Genomic DNA, 19455 nt, shown 5'->3' with positions numbered 1-19455 from the left:
CGTCGACTTCCCCCCGAAGGGTTCCGTCGATTTCCTGCGCTCGACTTGCATGTATTAGGCACGCCGCCAGCGTTCGTCCTGAGCCAGGATCAAACTCTCCAAAGAATTTGATATAGCTCTTTAAAAAATGACGAAGCTTGCGCTTCATTCAAACATTGTAAAACTTTTTTGCCTCATCGTTCAGTTTTCAAAGTTCGTCTGTCGTTTCTTGGCGACTTAAATATCTTAACAAGCTATTAACTGGAAGTCAATATCTTTTTTTCGATTTTTAAAACCGCTCTCGGCGACGTCTATTAATATATCAATAAAACTTTAAGTGCACAATAGCTTTTTCAGAAAAACTTTAAATTATTTTTCATATCTTGTCTCTACCAGATTAAATCTCGAGATATAATTCTAGTTCCTTCATTATATAGAGAAAAAATAATCGGTATAGCCTAACGTGATTCAGCATAGAAAAAGGCGAGATAGAATATCTCGCCTCACGACATCAAGTTAGACAGTGAAACATTGCGTCGCTTCGCTTCTTTCAAATAAAAGAAGTACAGGGCTTCCGCTTGTTTCACTTGGGCTGCTAACTCACCGGTATCTTCGATGCTCACTTCAAGAATGTGACGTTTCGATTCGTACTTTGCCTTAGCATCTAACAACTCCGACAAAAACCTTTGATCGTAACCATAGCGTAAAGGTTTACGAAACCACTTCATAGTTCCCGTCGACCTTCCATCGCTCTAGATAATGTCACTTCATCCGCATATTCCAAATCGCCACCCACGGGCAACCCGTGAGCAAGACGCGTTACACGGATACCGGTCGGTTTTAAAAGTCGAGATAGATACATCGAAGTCGCTTCCCCTTCAATGTTCGGGTTAGTTGCCAAAATGACTTCACTAATCGCTTCATTTTCTTGGAGACGTGTTAACAAACTCGAGACGTTAATATCTTCAGGACCAATTCCTTCCATCGGACTAATCGCCCCATGCAAGACATGATACTTCCCGCGGTACTCTCGCATCTTCTCCATCGCAATCACATCTCTAGAATCTTGAACGACACAGACTACCGTCTCATCACGATGCGAATCTGTACAAATGGCACATGGATCCACATCTGTAATGTGTCCACACACCGTACAATATTTAATATCACGCTTAGCACTGACAAGCGCCTTAGCGAACGTCAATACATCGTCTTCTTCCATATCAAGTACGTGGAACGCTAGACGGATAGCAGTTTTCGGACCAATGCCCGGCAATTTTGTAAAGCTTTCAATCAAACGTCCGATCGCTTCAGGGTATTGCAACTCGCATCTTTCCTTTCTTCACTTAAAAACCTGGAAGGTTCATCCCTTGCGTAAAACGTCCCATTTTATCATTAACTAGTTGGTCAGCTTGTTTCATCCCGTCGTTGACCGCCGCCAACACAAGGTCTTGCAACATTTCGACGTCGTCTGGATCTACAGCATCTTCAGCAATAATGACATCAAGCACTTCTTTATGTCCGCTAACGACCACTTTAACCATGCCGCCGCCTGCTGTACCTTCGACCGTTAAGTCTTTCAATTCTTCTTGAGCTTTCGCCATATCTTTCTGCATTTTCTGCATTTGCTTCATCATGTTGTTCATGTTTCCCATTCCACGCATGTAGAGCGCCTCCTTTTAAACTTCTTCAATTTCAACGACGTCACCGAAACGTTCGAGGGCCTTTGAGACAAGTGGATCTTCTTCCTCCACTTCCTCTTCCTTATGATCCGAACGTTCAGCTTGTTTACGAAGGATGAACTCATTCTTCAACTCAACCCAATCGGTCTCGAGTACAGCCATGATTTCTCGACGAATCCCCGTCACTTCGAATAAGGCTTGTTCAATCACGTCTCGCGTGCGACCGTTCGAGCTAACCTGCTCGTAATGCCACGTCATCCCATCTTTAAATTGTACCAGTAAGGTGTCACTAGCACAAAGCACAGCCTCACTCTCATAGAACAGTGCAAAAATCGGACCATCTTGCGTGCGAATGTTCCCCATGATGTCTTCCCAACTATCACGGATTGCGTTTAAGTGTTGGCGTTCCGCTCGTTGCAATAATTGACGAATGCGTTCTTTCGGGACTCGAATTTGAGTTCGCTTGGCAACTTTCGGTTTCTCCGCTGTTGCTTCCGCTGCAGGGACACCCGTTTTCTTGACTTCATTCAACTCGCGACTCAGTTCACGGACCTGCTCTTGAAGTTGTTTCATCTGCTCTGTCATCGTCCGTCCTTGTTCGGCAATCCGAATAAACGTTAACTCAACTAAGACTTTCGGATGGTTTGATAATCGCATCTGTTGCTGACAGTCATTCAACTCTTCAATCACTTGGAACAGTTCGTCCGTCGACGTCGCTTCAACAAATTGTCGGAACGTCTCTGTCGGACGGGCGCGTTCGAGTAAATCGACCGCTTGAGGTGAAGCCTTTAATAGTAAGGCATCACGATGAACGAACACGAGATCTTCAATGAATCGCTTCAAATCCTTACCTTCACGAAGCATCGTTTCCAACGTACTCAAAATTTGATCGAGTTGCTTCTGTTGTAAGCCATAAGCCATATCAAGTAGAGCATCGTCCGTTACCGCGCCGGTCACTTCTAGAACAGCATCTTCGGTCAAACGGCCATCGCTAAAAGCGAGTGCTTGGTCGAGTAGGCTGAGTGCATCGCGCATCCCACCGTCGGCAGCACGAGCAATCAGCTTGAGCGCCTCTGGATCATAGTCATAATCTTGATCGTTCAAGATATATGCCATACGTGTTTGCAATTGACCGACTTCATGCCGTTTCACATCAAAGCGCTGGCAACGTGAGATGATAGTTGCCGGAATTTTATGCGGTTCTGTCGTCGCCAAAATAAAGATGGCATGCGCCGGTGGTTCTTCCAGCGTTTTCAATAAGGCGTTGAACGCCCCAGTCGAAAGCATGTGCACTTCATCAATGATATATACTTTGAAGCGCGCTTGAGAAGGCGGATATTTGACCTTATCCCGAATTTCTCGAATCTCATCGACCCCATTATTTGAAGCCGCATCGATTTCAAACACGTCCGGGCTCGTCCCTTCCGTGATTGCGATACAAGTCGGGCATGTGTTACACGGTTCTCGTGTGGGTGCTGTCTCACAGTTGATGGCTTTCGCGATAATTTTCGCCAAACTTGTCTTACCGGTCCCTCGTGGACCCGAGAACAAATAGGCATGTGACATTCGTTCTTCAAGCAACGCATTTTGAATCGTACGTGTGATATGAATTTGACCGACAACCTCTTGGAACGACTGCGGACGATAAACCCGATACAACGCTTGATACGCCATGTCCCCGCCTCCTTTCTTCCTTACATTCTCTATTTCATCATACAAAAAAATCTACAACCCTGGGGCCGTAGATTGAAGTTATTAAATAAATCTGCCGCGCACCGATTTCTGAAAGCACGTCAATGTGCGTTACTCATGCAGTTTGCTCGGCCCAAGCACCCCTGCGGCACACGGTACGTCACCACTTAAGGCTGCTTCCTTCCGGACCTGACCTGGTTCATGGGTGACCGTTGCGCAGGACTCAGACGTCAACGCCACTTACACGAGGACAGACCACACCAATGCACTCCCTCGAATCGGAATTCAGTCTCGCTATAGCGGATTGCGAGTTACAGGGCACCGCTACCTCCCCGCCTAGCACGGCAAATGGGTAAATGAAATTAGGCACTACGTTGAGTGCTATTACATTATACTGTTTAATCAGATGGGTTGCAACCTCTCTGTTCAAGCCGCGCCTGCTTCTTCCTTTCTCTGAGGTTTCGGAAGAAGACTGTCAGCAACTCGCCACATTCTTCTGCTAAAACATTCTCCGTCACTTCGGCTTGGTGGTTGAAGCGTTCGTCTTGAACGAGGTTCATGAGCGTACCGCAACACCCTCCCTTCGGATCATGGGCACCAAAGATGACACGTTTCACACGAGACAGCACGATGGCCCCCGCGCACATCGGACAAGGCTCTAACGTGACGAACAGTTCGCAATCTTCCAAACGCCAATTGCCGAGCGCCTGGTTCGCCTGTTCAATCGCAATCATTTCGGCATGGGCCGCGGCCAATAAGTCCGTTTCTCGGCGATTATGACCCGCGGCAATCACCTCATCACCTTTAACGATGACGCATCCGATCGGCACTTCGCCGATTGCTTCCGCCTTCTTTGCTTCTTCTATGGCGAGCCTCATAAATCGTTCATCTCGTTCCATATACACACTCCGTTTCTTATCACTTATTATGAAAAAAAATGAAAATCATTTCGCTCGCCCTATCCACTTCATTGTATGCTAGAATGGAACTTGCACTTTGGATAATGGAGGATGACATCATATGTTTATAACGGTAGAGGGACCGATTGGTGTCGGGAAAACGTCACTGGCCCATATCATCAGTCAGCACTTTTCAATGCAGATGCTGAATGAAATTGTAGAAGAGAATCCGTTTCTCGGCAAGTTTTACGAAGATATCGACGAATGGAGCTTTCAAACGGAAATGTTTTTCCTTTGCAATCGCTTCAAGCAATTAGACGATATCCACAAACACCACTTGAGTCAACAGCAATCCGTCGTTTCGGACTATCATATTTTCAAAAACTTGATTTTTGCCCACCGTTCCCTGAGACCAGCTCATTTGAACAAGTATGAGCAAATCTACAAGATTTTGACACACGATATGCCCAAGCCTGATGTCGTCATCTACTTACACGCCAGCATCGAGACGTTGATGAAACGTGTCGCTTTGCGTGGACGTGAAGTAGAAGAGAATATGTCTCGCGACTACCTCGAACAGCTCGCCCGCGATTATGAAACGTTTATCGAATCATACCGCGCGACACACCCCGAAGTGACGATTCTTTCGTTCAGTGGAGATGAGCTCGACTTCGTCCAAAACCCGGATGATTTGACGCACGTCCTCGCAACGATCGAACGTGAATTAGAATTGACTAAAGGAGCACAAATCAAATGACGCTGAATGAAAAATATAACATTCCGAATGACACGATCATCACAATCGGTGGAATGGTCGGAATCGGTAAATCGACAATCACGAACTCACTTGCCGACGCCCTCAACTTCCGCACTTCACTTGAGAAAGTAGATACGAACCCTTATCTCGATAAATTCTATCATGACTTCGAGCGTTGGAGCTTCCACCTCCAAATCTATTTCTTGGCGGAACGCTTCAAAGAACAGAAGAAGATTTTCCAATACGGCGGCGGTTTCATCCAAGACCGTTCGATTTATGAAGATACAGGCATCTTCGCCAAAATGCACTACGAAAAAGGGACGATGTCTCCAACCGACTACGAGACGTACTCGAGTTTGTTTGAAGCAATGGTGCTGACTCCGTTCTTCCCACATCCTGACTTGCTCATCTATCTCGAAGGTTCGTTCGAGCAAGTGCTCGACCGCATTCAAATGCGCGGACGTGAGATGGAGCAACAAACACCAATCACGTATTGGGAAGAAATGTACGAACGCTATACGGAGTGGATCAACAACTTCAATCTTTGCCCGGTACTTCGTCTCTCAATCGAAGAGTATGACTTGATTAACGACCCGAACTCGGTCGAACTTATCCTTGAGAAAATCGAGAAACAATTGACGATCGCTCGCGAAGCGAAAGTCAGATAAACAAGAAGGTGCACTGCTCACTTGAGCGGCGCACCTTCTTTTTATGTGTGGGCGATATGAGATTTCCGATACGTCGGTGTCTTCCGAGCTTTTCGGAATCCATCGATGGAATCGAATACAGCTGCCACAATCGTGATGGCCACGACCAAACCGAATACCCATCCAAACGAATTTACCCCATTCGGGACATTCGTCTCCAGCCAATTCAAAAAGCGTGAATCGAACAACTGCGGAGAACTCGCCATCCAAATGATGAACGTGGCCGAGACGAGATTATAAACCAAATTAAACGAAGCGAGCGCATACGTCCAATGCCCTTTGATCCATTTCCATACCCCGAGTACGACTTGAAGCAAAATGACGGTCACGAACAACAAAATCACTTCTAGTAAGAACGACTGATTGAAGATTGGCGTGATCATCGCGAAACCAGCGCTCGTCGATTCATAGATTCCTAGCAAGCGTTCGGCGTTGAGATACACCCCAAACCAAACCACTGTCCAAAATAATCCGAATCCCGCATCAAATCTACCGATTCGACCGCCCTTCACCCGTTCTTTCAGCTTAGACACATCCCACTTCATGTCTGGCGCCGGTACATTATCAGGTGCATAGCGCTCAATCAAAAAGAAGATAAGCGTAATCCAAAACACGAGTTGAATCCCAACATCCCATAACGCATCGAACATGTTCGTCAAAAAGGTGCCGACTGTCAGCATAAGCGGTCCTGAGAACGTCGGCATGCTAGCGAATACAAGCCCAAAGAAAACGACAGCTAAGACGATTGGAACGACAAGCTTAACGACAGTCACATACACGGGGAAAAAACGTGGGCCGATGACATACTGCCCTTCCTTATAACGCGCGGCCACGACGGCCGGATGCCCCATCTCTGCTAACACCCGTTTCACGTCTGCCTCAGACGGTTGTTCGGGCAACGCTGACTCAATCGATTGCCGAACCGAGGCAGCGGCTTCCTCACGCCGCTTCGGTGGAACGTGCCGTATGACCTCATCGATATATACGTCAATCCAATCCATGACGCTCCTCTCCTTCCTTTTGCGCCATCACAGTCTATATGATTAAGATTCCCGATTGATTAACGAATTAGTTGATTTTCGCTAGATTGACACAAACAAAAAAGCCGCAGACCGGAGTCTGCGACCATAAAAAAACGCATCTGCCCATGCAGATGCCAAAACAAGCGGAGTTGGTGGGATTCGAACCCACGCGAGCCTTACGACTCCTAACGGATTTCGAGTCCGTCCCCTTCAGCCGGGCTTGGGTACAACTCCAGGCTTAAAAAAGTGTAAAAAAAAGAAAGTGGAGGAGGTGGTGGGATTCGAACCCACGCAGGCTATTACACCCCTGACGGTTTTCAAGACCGTTCCCTTAAACCACTTGGGTACACCTCCAAAAAAGTATGAAATTGTTGAGCCTCCAAAAATAAAAATGGAGGAGGTGGTGGGATTCGAACCCACGCAGGCTATTACACCCCTGACGGTTTTCAAGACCGTTCCCTTAAACCACTTGGGTACACCTCCAAAGCTCATATACAATTGGTGAGCAAACATCTCGCTCGACATGATTTATAGTACCAACTTGGCAGACAGATGTCAAACCCTTTTGTGAAAAAACATTAAAAAAACCGAAAATAATCCCGTCTTAACGATACGGTTCAGACGGGATTATTTGTTCATTACTGAGGCATTTCAATTTTCTCGATGCCGCCCATATATGGACGTAATACTTCCGGAATGACGACTGAACCGTCAGCCTGTTGGAAGTTCTCTAAAATCGCAGCGACAGTCCGTCCGACTGCGAGGCCAGAACCGTTGAGTGTATGGACGAATTCAGGTTTTGCGTTCGCTTCGCGACGGAAACGGATTCCGGCCCGGCGTGCTTGGAAGTCTTCAAAGTTCGAACAAGATGAGATTTCACGATACATCCCTTGCGCCGGCATCCACACTTCGATGTCATATTTCTTCGCAGCTGTGAAGCCGAGATCTGCCGTACACATGCTGAGCACTTGATATGGGAGACCAAGACGCTTAAGCACTTCTTCAGCGTGGCCCGTCAAGAGTTCGAGTTGTTCATAAGACTCTTCAGGTTTCACAAACCGGACGAGCTCGACTTTGTTGAACTGATGCTGACGAATGAGCCCACGCGTGTCGCGTCCGGCTGATCCTGCTTCTGAACGGAAACAAGCGCTATACGCTGTATACGTGATTGGAAGTTGGTCTTCAGCGATAATCTCCTCACGGTGCATGTTCGTCACCGGAACTTCTGCCGTCGGTACGAGGAAGTAGTTCGTGTCCGCCACTTTAAATGCGTCTTCCTCAAATTTAGGAAGTTGTCCCGTCCCGGTCATCGCGTCTCGATTGACCATATAAGGAGGAAGCACTTCAGAATAGCCATGTTCATCGGCATGCATATCCATCATGAAGTTGATGAGGGCACGTTCGAGACGTGCGCCGAGACCTTTATAAAAGACAAACCGGCTGCCTGTCACTTTACCCGCTCGTTCCACATCGACGATTTTCAAGTCTTCCATGACGTCCCAATGCTGTTTGAGTTCAAATTCGAACGTCGGTTTTGTTCCGACTTCACGGATCGTGACGTTATCGTCTTCCGTTTCGCCAATTGGCGTTGATTCGTGCGGGATGTTCGGGATGCTGAGGAGAATCAAGTTCAACTCGGCCTCGACTTCACGCAATTCTTCATCGAGTAATTTGATTTCATCCCCGAGACGGCGGGTCTCGAGAATCGGTCCATCCGCATCTTGCTTATTGCGTTTCAATTCCGCAATTTGCTTCGTCGCTTCATTTCGTTTCGCTTTCTTCACTTCGACCTCATTGATCAAGTTGCGGCGTTTCTCTTCTAGCTCCGGGAAACGATCGAGCGCACTCAAATCCTCGCCGCGATGAGCTAGCTTCGTTTTAATCTCTTCAAAATCTGTTCGTAATCGTTTAATGTCTAACATTCGTTATTCCTCCTTTTTTCACATAAAAAGGTGGCACGCCCCTTTCCCGTAGGAAAGGGACGAACCACCTTGGATCCGCGTTGCCACCCTCGTTGCCCGAAATCGGGCCACTCGATGCACGTAACGTGTGCGTAACGTGACTTGTTTCCAAGCCAATGCTCCGAGGCCGATTCGGTTACATCATCCCACTAGTTTGCACCAACCACTAGCTCTCTGTCAGTAGATGACCGTAACGTACTTTTCCCCATCATTGCATCTGTCATTGAATTAGTTTTACTTTACAACATCTCAACTCTATCGACAAGACTCAGTTTTCCGAGCACGAGTCGAATCTCATCTAAAAAGTCCGAGAAGGCACGCGTCATGCGTGTCAAAAACGACGCCATCTCGACCGGTTCGGCCGCGACGAGCGTTCCTTTAGGTGGAAGTTCACCATCTAGATACCGGACGCTTCCGGAAGGCTCGATGGTGACGGTCCCGACCTGTTGATCGGCCGCAATTGGAGCTTTTGTATCAGGAAGGTCATACGTTGGTTCGGGTACGGCCTGTCCTTTTTCAACAAGTACTTCAAAAGCTGACGTCGTGCGCACTTTTGCCGACTCGACTGTACCTTCAGCGACATGCAGCGTCGCCGGGACGATTTCACCAGTCCGTAAAATAGGGGTCAAGACGAAATCGCCATAGGCATAGTCGTGAAGCGCCTTTGTAGCAGTATAGCGCCCTTGATCGGTCTTCGCTCCGAGAACGACCGATAACACGGTACGTCCATCTCGCGTCGACACGCCGATAAAGCAGTAACCGGCATCGTCGGTCGTGCCCGTTTTAAAGCCAAGCATACCCGGATAGGCTAAATCACGACCAGCGAGCATCCGGTTCGTCGCTTCAAATCGGACTCCATCGATATCAACATACGCTTGTTTCGTCACATCGAGCACTTCCGGGAACTTCGTCAAATACGCCAAAGCTAGCATCATCAAATCATTGGCCGATGTCAAATTCTCCCCTGGACGTCCCGCTGACACAGAGTCAAGTCCCGATGCATTGGCGAACGTCGTTTGGGTCATGCCAAGTTCGGTCGCCCGTTCGTTCATTTTCTTTACGAATACCCCTTCCGAACCAGAGACGGCCTCGGCCAATGTGACCGCTGCCTCGTTCGCGGAACGAATCAACGCCACGTCGTATAGCTCTTTCACCGTGTACGGTTTATTGACGAGCGGAATCCGAGCCAATCCTGGTTTTCGGGTCAGCGCCAACGCCTTGTCGCTCGGGGTCACTTCTTGGCTCCAACTGAGGTCACCTGCTTCGATGGCTTCTCGGACGAGAAAAGCGGTCATCAGCTTAGTGATTGATGCCGGAGGAAGCATCGCGTCCTCTTCTTGTGAGAACAGGATTTGTCCCGTCGTCATGTCCACGAGCATCGCGCCGGTCGCATCAACTTTAGGTGCCGCCGATGCATCCGTCGGCACGATCATATTTAAAAGGATTGCCCAAACGAGCATCCTTCCGATCCATCTTTGTCTCACGGTCTTGCCCCTTTCTATACGTATCTCGTTACAGTGTAGCAAAAAAACACATGAAAAAGGCTCCCTATTTGCTAGAGAGCCTTTCAATCAGGCGAGTTGTCGCTTCGTCGCTTCAACCATGTCCAAGAAATAGCGGTGCATCGACAAGTCGTCCGTCAATTCCGGGTGGAACGAGCAGGCCATATACTTGTCATACCGAACCGCGACAATCGCTTCCTCGACCTCGGCGAGCACCTCAACGCTCGCTTCGACCGATGCGACTTGCGGCGCTCGAATGAACACCGCTTCGACAGCGTCATCGATTCCATTAACAGTCAAATCGACTTCAAAGCTATCAACTTGTCGTCCGAACGCATTCCGTTTGACCGTCATTGGGATTTTACGCAAGTGCGCATCATATCCTTCGACTTCGGTCGCGAGCAAAATCAAACCAGCGCACGTTCCGAACATCGGCAACTCCGTATTCTCACGTAACGGCTCGAGCAACTCGTACCGATCGAGTAGGCGACGCATCGCCGTGCTCTCCCCACCCGGTAAGACGAGTCCATCGATTCGATTTAAGTCATCGACCGAGCGGACGACGAGTGTATTCGCACCAAGTGCTTCGAGCATGTGAACGTGTTCGCGAATTGCACCTTGCATTCCGAGTACACCAATCGTGGTCATCTTACCAACCTCGCGGTGCCATGAGTTCTTCTTGTTTGAGCGTGCGGACGTCGAGTCCCTTCATCGCTTCGCCGAGTCCTTTCGACAAGTGCGCGATGCGCTCATAGTCATCATGGTACGTCGTAGCTTCAACGATGGCACGGGCGAATTTCTCAGGGTTCTCCGCCTTAAAGATTCCTGATCCGACAAAGACGCCGTCCGCTCCGAGGTGCATCATGAGTGCCGCATCGGCTGGTGTCGCAATTCCGCCTGCTGCGAAGTTGACGACCGGGAGGCGACCCGCTTCACGGATTTGCATGAGTACTTCAAACGGGGCACCAAGATCACGTGCTTCCGTCATCACTTCGTCGATGCTCATCGAGAGCAATCGTTTCACTTGGGCTTGAACGGTACGCATGTGACGAACCGCTTCGACGATGTTGCCGGTTCCCGGCTCACCTTTCGTCCGAATCATCGCTGCACCTTCCCCAATGCGGCGTGATGCTTCACCAAGGTCGCGCGCGCCACAGACGAACGGTGCTTTGTAGTCACGTTTGTAGAGATGGAACTCTTCGTCAGCAGGTGTCAATACTTCACTCTCGTCAATGAAATCAACCCCCATTGATTCAAGGACACGTGCTTCAGCGATGTGACCGATCCGGCACTTCGCCATGACCGGTACCGATACCGCACCCATGACGTCTTCAATGATTGTCGGGTCGGCCATACGAGCAACACCGCCCATTTTGCGAATATCTGAAGGTACGCGCTCGAGTGCCATGACGGCAACTGCACCTGCTGCTTCAGCAATTTTGGCTTGCTCCGCGTTGATGACGTCCATAATGACGCCACCTTTTTGCATCTCGGCCATACCACGTTTTACTTTGTCTGTCCCTACTTGTCTCTTTTCCAAATGGATCCCCTCCAATAAGCTAGTCTACTTGCAAGTATAAATTGATTTGACTATATTGAAAGTGCCAGTTTTATATTTTTTAAAGTGGTCAGTTCGAACAAAGGACTTCATTTCTTGATTCTCGAATGTTGTAAAGATTAAAGGAGATGATGGAATGGATCAATGGAACAGTCGTGACGACGCGCAGGAGCGCAGCTTTTTCGGAAAAACGGGAATGGTCTCGCTCCTCCTCGTCATCGGATTCGTGCTCTATTTTTTCTTTGGCTGACCACAGAAAGGACACATCATGGATATGCTCACGTTCTCGCTCGAGGCCGACTCGAGCGTCCCATTATATGAACAACTCTATTTGCACATTCGACAAGCCATCGTTGATGACACCCTCACCACCGGGACAAAACTTCCGTCCAAACGTAAGTTAGGTGAGTTTTTAGATGTATCACAAACGACCGTTGAACTGGCTTACGCCCAGTTGCTCGCGGAAGGATACATCGAGTCGTTGCCACGCAAAGGCTTCTACGTGTTACCGCAAGAAGAACTGTACGTCCGGCGCGGCAGTAGCGTCATCGAACCGTTACCGGTGAAAAAAACATATGAGTTCGACTTGTATCCGAGTCAAATCGACACGACCGCTTTCCCATTCGAACGTTGGCGCCGGCACTTAAAACAAGTCGTCTCAGAAGAACATCACGATTTGCTGTCACTTGGCTCCGTCCAAGGCGATTTCGTTCTTCGCCAAGAAATTGCGACCTATCTCTATCATTCGCGCGGCGTGCATTGTTCTCCTGAACAAATCGTTGTCGGATCGGGAACCGAGCAGCTGTTGCCCCAATTGTTAGAACTGTTGCCGGATACTACGACGTTCGGCATTGAGGATCCGGGGTATCCGCTCACCCGCCAACTGTTCGCCCATCAACGGCGGACGTTCATCCCGATTCCTGTCGATGAGAGCGGCGTCCGTGTCGACCTGGTGGAGCAAGCATCCATTGATGCCCTCTATGTCACACCGGCCCATCAATTTCCGACTGGGACCATTCTATCTGTCAGTCGACGTCAACGTTTGCTCAACTGGGCATCGGAGCGACAGACGTATGTGATTGAAGATGATTACGATAGTGAATTCCGTTATAGCGGCAAACCGATTCCCTCTTTGCAAAGCATGGATCAAAACGAGCGAGTCGTCTATTTGAGCACATTCTCTAAATCATTGATGCCTTCATTGCGAATCGGTTATATGGTACTCCCCCCTCCGCTGTTAAATCGCTATCGAGAACGTTATCGTCACTTCACGTGTAGCGTACCCCGTTTCGAACAACATACGTTAGCAGCATTTATGGCGACCGGTGATTTTGAGAAACACTTGAACCGGATGCGGAAGACATATCGCCGGAAACTTGAAATCATTATCGCTGCCTTTAAACCTTATGAACCGGTCGTCTCCGTCACGGGGGCGAGCGCCGGCCTTCACGTCGTCCTGTCTGTTCGTACAAGCGCGACAAGTGAAGACTTGAAACGATTGGCCGAGGCTTCGAATATCCGAATCAATGCGATGACAGACTATCGCATCGAATCAAGCGACACGATTCCTCAGTTTTTATTTGGATTTGCCGCCTTATCCGAAGAAACATTACCAGCTGCCGTTAGTGCGCTCATGTCGTGTTGGAACATTGAGAAAGGAAGAGATGGATGAAACGGTCACGCTACGTCGTCGGTGGGCTCCTTTTGTTAATTGGTACACTCCTGTTATCCGAATCGTGGTGGAAAGACCAACTCACGGCATGGAACAGTCAACAAGTGACCGCCGAAATTCAACCGAAACAGCCAGAAACCGGTGAATTTGAGTTTTCAAACGTCGAGCCGTTATCATGGGAACAACTTCTCACCGTGCGCAATCGATTTCATGATTTACCGACCGTCGGCCTCATTTCGATTCCAGAAATCGAACTCGAGCTCCCAATCTTATACGGGCTCGACAATGAGAACTTGGCTGTCGGGGCTGGAACGATGGACCCGGACCAACGAATGGGAACCGGAAACTATGCACTCGCGGGCCACTACACGCAAAGCCCGACCGCCTTGTTCGGTCCGCTTCACATCATCGACGTCGGCATGTCCATCTACTTGACCGACATGACACATACGTTCGAATACGAGGTCATTTCGCTTGAGACCGTTCCCCCGACACGGGTCGACGTGCTCGATCCGACAACAGAACCGACGATTACACTCGTCACATGCACGTTCGATGCGACCGAACGTTTGATTGTCAAAGGACGCTTCGTGAACCAAACGCCTCTCTAACCGATAGGCGTTTTTATTATTTTTCAAAAAAAATATTGTGAGCGCTTACATATTCAGCTAAACTATTCCTGAAACCGTTTGCACAATTTTGACAATTCGTTGCCCTGTAGACGACACATTCCATGAAAGAGGTGCTTTATGAAGAAGAAAACGGCACGACAGACGACCACGTTACTTTTATCATCCGTTCTCCTCATCCAAGCCGGCGTTCCGATGAACGCATTGGCCGAGCCTGCGACAATCTCGATTGATGGCTTAAAAACGGATTGGGCGAACACGCCAGCGCTCGCCACATCCCCACAGGCGGGTTGGCAAGGATTCGATTTAGGAGACGTCTATCTGCAGAACGATGCGCGTAACCTTTACTTTTATGTGGATGCGAACACCGTCCCGAACTGGGGCGACAATGGTCAGTACATAAATATCGCCCTCCAAATCAATGAACAAGATTCAGGCGTAGCGACAAACCCGCTCGGCCATCCGTTCAACTTCAGCCAAACTGATAAAAAACCACAGTATCATATTTTACTTCGCGTCGATGGCGACACGTCAGTAAAAGAAGCCGCTCTGTATGAAGCAGGGGAATCCACGCCGCTCGCAAACTTGAGCAACTTAAACGGCGCCTCGTTTGCCATTGATCGCACGAAAGGCTTTGAAGGCAAAATTCCATTGTCCCTGCTTGGTCTAAGCAATGATGATACCGTTCGGGTCCTCACGGTACTCAGCGGGAATAACGCTACCGAGCACGGTGCGTTCGACACGATTCCAAGCAATGCGGCCAATAAAGTCGCCGATAGTTGGAATGTTTCGGCGACTCCGTCGACACAATCGGTATATAGCCCAGCCTTCACGTTGAGCGGTGTCGAGACGGTCAGTCAACTCGAAGTGACAGCGGTCACGCCGGCCAATCAATCGGAACAAGTGGACATCAAATCCCCAATCACATGGACGTTCAATGAACCTGTGTCGTTAGATGCTTCGAACATCAGCTTGATGAATGGCGAGACAGCTGTACCGTTCACGGCTGAAGCGAGTGGATCGACTGTGACTGTCACACCGACCGAAGCACTCGGTTTGAATCAAACGTATACCGCGACCCTTCCCGCGGACGCCGTGAAAGGCAACCTGTCGAACACGACGTTACCAGCATTGACGACGTCATTTAAAACCATCACTGAAATCGCCGATCCGTGGAAAACACAACGCTACATCGAAATGTTGTACGTACGGGCCGACAACGATTACACGGACTGGAATTTATGGACGTGGAGCACGGGTGCCAAAGACGGTCAAGTTGACCCGTATAAAATCACCGAAAATGGCGCCATCTTCCGAATCCCAGTCGGAAAAGATGCGACCAATGTAGGCTTTGTCATCCGCAAGGGCACGGATTGGGTCGTGAAAGATGGCTACGGGGAAGACCGTTATGTCAAATTGGGAAGCGACCGGGTGACGAAAGTCGTCGTCGAGAGCGGCAAAGGGACGTTCCATCAAGTACCGACGATTCAAGGACCCTTGTTTGAAGATGGTGCCGTCACGTTCTTCTACCGTGACAAAGCGTTGTATGAAGCAGGACAACTCGATGAAATCGACAGTGTCGCATTGAAAGTCAATGGCACGACGTACCCGATGACGTACGAAGCCAAAAATGAATGGTTCCGCCATACGGTCAAATTACCGGAAGGGAAACATGATTATACGTTCCTTGTCACAAAAGATGGTGTCACGACCGAAGTGAAGGATTCTTACTTCGAGGCTTCGAGCGTCGAGTATCGTCGTCCGAACGTTAAACTGGCAGCAAGCGTGGCACCGAAAGCCCTCAGTTCTCGAGAAAACGCGGTCGTCCAGGTGAAGCCGACGTTGCCGAAAGGCGTCAAGCTGCGTCAACTGTTCATCGATGCACGTCCTCTGGGTGGACCGGCTAAACTAGAAGTCGACCCGGCCCTCAACAAACAGACGATTGCAGTCAAAGATACCGTCAAACCGGGCAATAAATTCTTAACGATTACGGCGATTGACCAATACGGTAACGTCCATAAGACGAAAACATCGTTAACGGTCCGACCGGTCTCGATGAAGGACAAGCAAGAGTTCGATTGGGATGAGGCACGGATTTACTTCATGCTGACCGACCGATTCTACGATGGGGATAAAACGAACAATAACCCGAACGGTGAATACTATGACCAAGACCATCTTGAGTCTTATCACGGCGGCGACTTTGCCGGTGTGACGAAGAAACTCGACTACTTGGATAAGCTAGGCATCAATACGATTTGGATTACACCGATTGTCGATAATATCGATTGGGATCTTCGCTACGGTAAAGATGGATCACAGTATGGCTATCATGGATACTGGGCGAAAAACTTCGAAAAACTCGATGAGCATCTCGGCGATATGAAAGCATTCCATCGTCTGATTGACGAAGCGAATGCTCGCGGTATGAAGATTATGGTCGACGTCGTCTTGAACCACCCTGGCTACGGGATGGAACCAGGAGCTGTAGACACGGGCGCCACAAACTTCCCAACCGATCAAGAGCGCAAAGCGTTCGACGGCATGATTCGTTCGAATCCGGTCGATGGCGATGACTTGAAGATGTCTCTTTCCGGATTACCGGACTTTAAGACCGAAGAGGCTGCCGTCCGTGAACAACTCGTCAAATGGCAGACGGATTGGATTAAACGCTCGAAAACGAAAAAAGGAAACACCATCGATTACTTCCGCGTCGACACGGTCAAACACGTCGACTCTACAACATGGAAGTCGTTCAAAAACGAATTGACGGCCATCAAACCGGACTTCAAAATGATTGGCGAACATTACGGTGCAAGTGTGAACAACACGGGCGGTTACTTACAGAGTGGCCAGATGGACTCACTTCTCGACTTTGATTTCAAGTATCAGGCCGAACGTTTCATCAACGGGAACATTGATGATGTCGAGAGCGCGCTTCAATATCGCAACACGCAACTCTCGAATGAAGCGACACTCGGACAATTCCTTAGCAGCCATGACGAGGACGGTTTCCTCGTATCACGTGCTGGAGGCGATGAAGGGAAGCATATGGTCGCCGCCTCGCTTCAAATGACGGCGAAAGGACAGCCTGTCATCTACTATGGTGAAGAGGTTGGACAGTCCGGAAAACATGCGTTGGATATGGATAAGGGCGAGTTCAATGAAAACCGTTATGACTTCGACTGGAAACGAGTCAAAGGAGAAGGTAAAGCGATGCATACGCATTACCAAAAGCTACTCAATATTCGTGCCGACTATTCAAAAGTATTTAGTAAAGGAACGCGTGCCGTCGTTGCTGGTGGTTCTGCCACTGGATACTCTGTCTTTGAACGGAAGCACGGCAAAGACTCTGTTCTCGTGGCCTTGAACACGACAGAAGCCAAACGAACGATCACGTTCCAGACAAAACTCAAGCATAAAACGACGCTCGTCGACCGCTATAGCGGACGTCATTACGTCGTCAAACGAGATGGGAAAGTGACCGTCAGCTTACCTGCACAGGACGATGGTGGTACTGTAATTCTCGTGGCCAAGTCAAAAAAATGATAACGAAAAGCCGTTGCCTCTAATTTAGAGACAACGGCTTGTTGTTTAGCGTGAATAGTTTGGAGCTTCTTTAGTGATGTGGACATCGTGAGGGTGACTTTCTTGTAACCCAGCCCCAGTCATGCGGATAAACTGAGTATCCTCACGTAGCGCACGGATATCGGCAGCCCCACAATAACCCATTCCTGAACGAAGGCCTCCGATGAGTTGATAGACAGTATCGGCTAGTTCACCACGATAAGCGACGCGTCCTTCAATACCTTCTGGTACGAACTTTTTATCGGCTTCTTGGAAATAGCGATCTTGGCTGCCTCGTTTCATCGAAGCCTCAGAACCCATTCCACGGTACGTCTTGAACTGACGACCTTGATAGATTTCCATCTCTCCTGGGCTTTCTTTCACACCTGCGAGAAGGCTACCAAGCATAACGGCATGAGCTCCAGCTGCAATAGCTTTCACAATATCACCAGAATACTTGATTCCGCCATCAGCGATAACTGTGACACCATGTTCTCTAGCTTCGGTGACACAATCATATACTGCTGTGATTTGTGGTACACCAACACCGGCGACAACACGTGTCGTACAGATTGATCCTGGACCAATACCGACTTTAATGACCGATGCTCCGGCTTCAATCAAAGCTCGTGTTGCTTCAGCTGTTGCCACGTTTCCAGCGATAATTGGAAGCGTCGGGAACATGTCGCGAAGTTCTTTCACTTTCTCGATGACACCGGCTGAGTGTCCGTGAGCCGTATCAACGACTAATGCATCGACACCTGCATCAACAAGAATTTGAGCACGTGATGCGGCATCTTTCGTGACACCAACGGCAGCTGCTACGAGCAGACGACCTTGTTTGTCTTTTGCAGCATGTGGGAACTGTTCGACTTTCTCAATATCTTTTGTTGTAATGAGACCTTTCAACACGCCTGAATCGTCGACGAGCGGCAATTTCTCAATTCGATGTTGATGAAGGATGCGCTCAGCTTCTTCAAGTGACGTCCCTACTTTTGCCGTAACAAGGTTTTCCGTCGTCATGACATCTGCAATCACCGTCGAGTAATCTTTAATGAAGCGAAGGTCACGGTTTGTCAAAATCCCGATTAATTTACGCTCGGTTTCTGAATTGACGATCGGGACTCCCGAGATACGGTATTTACTCATCAAGTACTCTGCATCATATACTTGACGCTCCGGCGTCAAATAGAACGGATTCGTGATGACGCCGTTCTCTGAACGTTTAACGCGATCGACATGTTCAGCCTGCATCTCCATCGACATGTTTTTATGAATGACCCCTAAGCCGCCTTGACGCGCCATCGCAATGGCCATCGGTGCTTCTGTGACAGTATCCATACCAGCACTGATGACTGGAACATTTAACTCAAGACCTTCGCAAAGTTTAGTGCTTAAATCCACATCTCTTGGCAAGACATTTGAAAAGCGCGGTACGAGTAAGACGTCATCAAACGTTAATCCTTCTTTTGCAAACTTGTTTTCCCACATAAAAATCAATTGCCCCTTTCTCTATCGGACCCGAATCTTTGTTTCGAAATATTTCTGTAATGGTAACAGGTATAGCTCGAAAGTGCAATTCAATTCACGATGTTCAGAAAGTTCAGAATTGTGTTCGTTCTATTTGCTTTCCGTTGTTAATGTTCGGGAATAGATTATATATACCGTCAAGGAAGCAAAATTATAAATAAAATCTATAAAAAAGACGACCGAGCGGATGCTCGATCGTCTTTCGCGTTGGCCTGGCAACGTCCTATCCTCACAGGGGGAGACCCCCAACTACTTTCGGCGCTGAAGCGCTTAACTTCCGTGTTCGGCATGGGAACGG

16 protein-coding genes, 3 tRNA genes, 2 rRNA genes, 1 other RNA gene and 1 other annotated feature are annotated in these 19455 nt (G+C 48.7%); of the genes, 5 read left to right on the top strand and 17 right to left on the bottom strand.

The window, feature by feature from the left end:
- The 7 genes from KNP80_RS15470 to tadA all read right to left on the bottom strand — a co-directional run.
- Positions 1-105, bottom strand: a 16S ribosomal RNA gene (locus tag KNP80_RS15470); the annotation flags it as partial.
- Positions 106-482: 377 nt separating this feature from the next.
- Positions 483-707: a YaaL family protein gene (locus KNP80_RS15465; protein WP_214720487.1), complete on the bottom strand. Its 225-nt coding sequence runs from the start codon at positions 705-707 to the stop codon at positions 483-485.
- Positions 704-1303 carry a recombination mediator RecR gene (gene recR, locus KNP80_RS15460; RefSeq protein ID WP_021065285.1) on the bottom strand — a complete coding sequence of 200 codons (600 nt, stop codon included), beginning with the start codon at positions 1301-1303 and terminating at the stop codon, positions 704-706. Before recR ends, KNP80_RS15465 begins: the two co-directional genes overlap by 4 nt.
- Before the next feature lie 22 nt (positions 1304-1325).
- Positions 1326-1643 carry a YbaB/EbfC family nucleoid-associated protein gene (locus KNP80_RS15455; RefSeq protein WP_021065286.1) on the bottom strand — a complete coding sequence of 106 codons (318 nt, stop codon included), beginning with the start codon at positions 1641-1643 and terminating at the stop codon, positions 1326-1328.
- Between the two features lie 15 nt (positions 1644-1658).
- A complete protein-coding gene (dnaX, locus tag KNP80_RS15450) occupies positions 1659-3335 on the bottom strand; it encodes a DNA polymerase III subunit gamma/tau (RefSeq protein ID WP_021065287.1) in 1677 nt (558 codons plus the stop codon).
- A gap of 94 nt (positions 3336-3429) precedes the next feature.
- Positions 3430-3698, bottom strand: an RNA gene (gene ffs / locus KNP80_RS15445) — signal recognition particle sRNA large type.
- A 53-nt stretch (positions 3699-3751) separates the two neighbouring features.
- A complete protein-coding gene (tadA, locus tag KNP80_RS15440; protein WP_214720485.1) occupies positions 3752-4252 on the bottom strand; it encodes a tRNA adenosine(34) deaminase TadA in 501 nt (166 codons plus the stop codon).
- Between the two features lie 121 nt (positions 4253-4373).
- On the opposite strand from tadA, the gene KNP80_RS15435 reads away from it, so the two are divergent.
- Both KNP80_RS15435 and KNP80_RS15430 read left to right on the top strand, forming a co-directional pair.
- Positions 4374-5009, top strand: a complete 636-nt coding sequence (locus tag KNP80_RS15435; protein WP_029596452.1) for a deoxynucleoside kinase — start codon at positions 4374-4376, stop codon at positions 5007-5009.
- Positions 5006-5677: a deoxynucleoside kinase gene (locus tag KNP80_RS15430; RefSeq protein ID WP_214720484.1), complete on the top strand. Its 672-nt coding sequence runs from the start codon at positions 5006-5008 to the stop codon at positions 5675-5677. The genes KNP80_RS15435 and KNP80_RS15430 overlap by 4 nt, the downstream gene beginning before the upstream one ends.
- A 41-nt stretch (positions 5678-5718) precedes the next feature.
- On the opposite strand, the gene KNP80_RS15425 is transcribed toward KNP80_RS15430, so the two are convergent.
- From KNP80_RS15425 to pdxS, 8 genes are all read right to left on the bottom strand, one after another.
- Positions 5719-6717: a hypothetical protein gene (locus tag KNP80_RS15425; RefSeq protein WP_214835069.1), complete on the bottom strand. Its 999-nt coding sequence runs from the start codon at positions 6715-6717 to the stop codon at positions 5719-5721.
- A 165-nt stretch (positions 6718-6882) separates the two neighbouring features.
- Positions 6883-6972 (bottom strand) — tRNA-Ser (locus KNP80_RS15420).
- Between the two features lie 29 nt (positions 6973-7001).
- A tRNA-Ser gene (locus tag KNP80_RS15415) sits at positions 7002-7092 on the bottom strand.
- A 38-nt stretch (positions 7093-7130) separates the two neighbouring features.
- Positions 7131-7221: transfer RNA gene (locus KNP80_RS15410), tRNA-Ser, on the bottom strand.
- 155 nt (positions 7222-7376) lie between these two features.
- Positions 7377-8660 carry a serine--tRNA ligase gene (gene serS, locus KNP80_RS15405; protein ID WP_214720482.1) on the bottom strand — a complete coding sequence of 428 codons (1284 nt, stop codon included), beginning with the start codon at positions 8658-8660 and terminating at the stop codon, positions 7377-7379.
- A gap of 52 nt (positions 8661-8712) precedes the next feature.
- Positions 8713-8920: a binding site (T-box leader), on the bottom strand.
- Positions 8921-8938: 18 nt separating this feature from the next.
- Entirely contained in the window at positions 8939-10132 is a 1194-nt protein-coding gene (locus KNP80_RS15400; protein ID WP_214720488.1) for a D-alanyl-D-alanine carboxypeptidase family protein, read from the bottom strand.
- A 138-nt stretch (positions 10133-10270) separates the two neighbouring features.
- Positions 10271-10849: a pyridoxal 5'-phosphate synthase glutaminase subunit PdxT gene (gene pdxT, locus KNP80_RS15395; RefSeq protein WP_131473012.1), complete on the bottom strand. Its 579-nt coding sequence runs from the start codon at positions 10847-10849 to the stop codon at positions 10271-10273.
- A 1-nt stretch (position 10850) separates the two neighbouring features.
- A complete protein-coding gene (gene pdxS / locus KNP80_RS15390) occupies positions 10851-11741 on the bottom strand; it encodes a pyridoxal 5'-phosphate synthase lyase subunit PdxS (RefSeq protein WP_021066746.1) in 891 nt (296 codons plus the stop codon).
- Between the two features lie 286 nt (positions 11742-12027).
- On the opposite strand from pdxS, the gene pdxR reads away from it, so the two are divergent.
- The 3 genes from pdxR to KNP80_RS15375 all read left to right on the top strand — a co-directional run bounded on the left by pdxR (position 12028) and on the right by KNP80_RS15375 (position 17609).
- Complete coding sequence (gene pdxR / locus KNP80_RS15385) at positions 12028-13431, top strand: MocR-like pyridoxine biosynthesis transcription factor PdxR (protein ID WP_021066747.1); 1404 nt, start codon at positions 12028-12030, stop codon at positions 13429-13431.
- Entirely contained in the window at positions 13428-14042 is a 615-nt protein-coding gene (locus KNP80_RS15380; RefSeq protein ID WP_214720481.1) for a class A sortase, read from the top strand. The genes pdxR and KNP80_RS15380 overlap by 4 nt, the downstream gene beginning before the upstream one ends.
- 138 nt (positions 14043-14180) lie before the next feature.
- On the top strand, positions 14181-17609 hold the full coding sequence (locus tag KNP80_RS15375) for an alpha-amylase family glycosyl hydrolase (protein WP_214720480.1): 3429 nt from the start codon (positions 14181-14183) through the stop codon (positions 17607-17609).
- Positions 17610-17654: 45 nt separating this feature from the next.
- Here the strand turns inward: KNP80_RS15375 and guaB are convergent, their stop codons facing one another.
- Together guaB and rrf are read right to left on the bottom strand one after the other, a co-directional pair.
- A complete protein-coding gene (guaB, locus tag KNP80_RS15370; protein WP_214720479.1) occupies positions 17655-19118 on the bottom strand; it encodes an IMP dehydrogenase in 1464 nt (487 codons plus the stop codon).
- Between the two features lie 249 nt (positions 19119-19367).
- Positions 19368-19455: ribosomal RNA gene (rrf, locus tag KNP80_RS15365) — 5S ribosomal RNA — on the bottom strand; the annotation flags it as partial.

It is taken from the genome of Exiguobacterium sp. E4787 (assembly GCF_018618375.1).
Classification (GTDB): domain Bacteria; phylum Bacillota; class Bacilli; order Exiguobacteriales; family Exiguobacteriaceae; genus Exiguobacterium; species Exiguobacterium chiriqhucha.
This window is presented reverse-complemented; position numbering and strand designations above follow the sequence as displayed.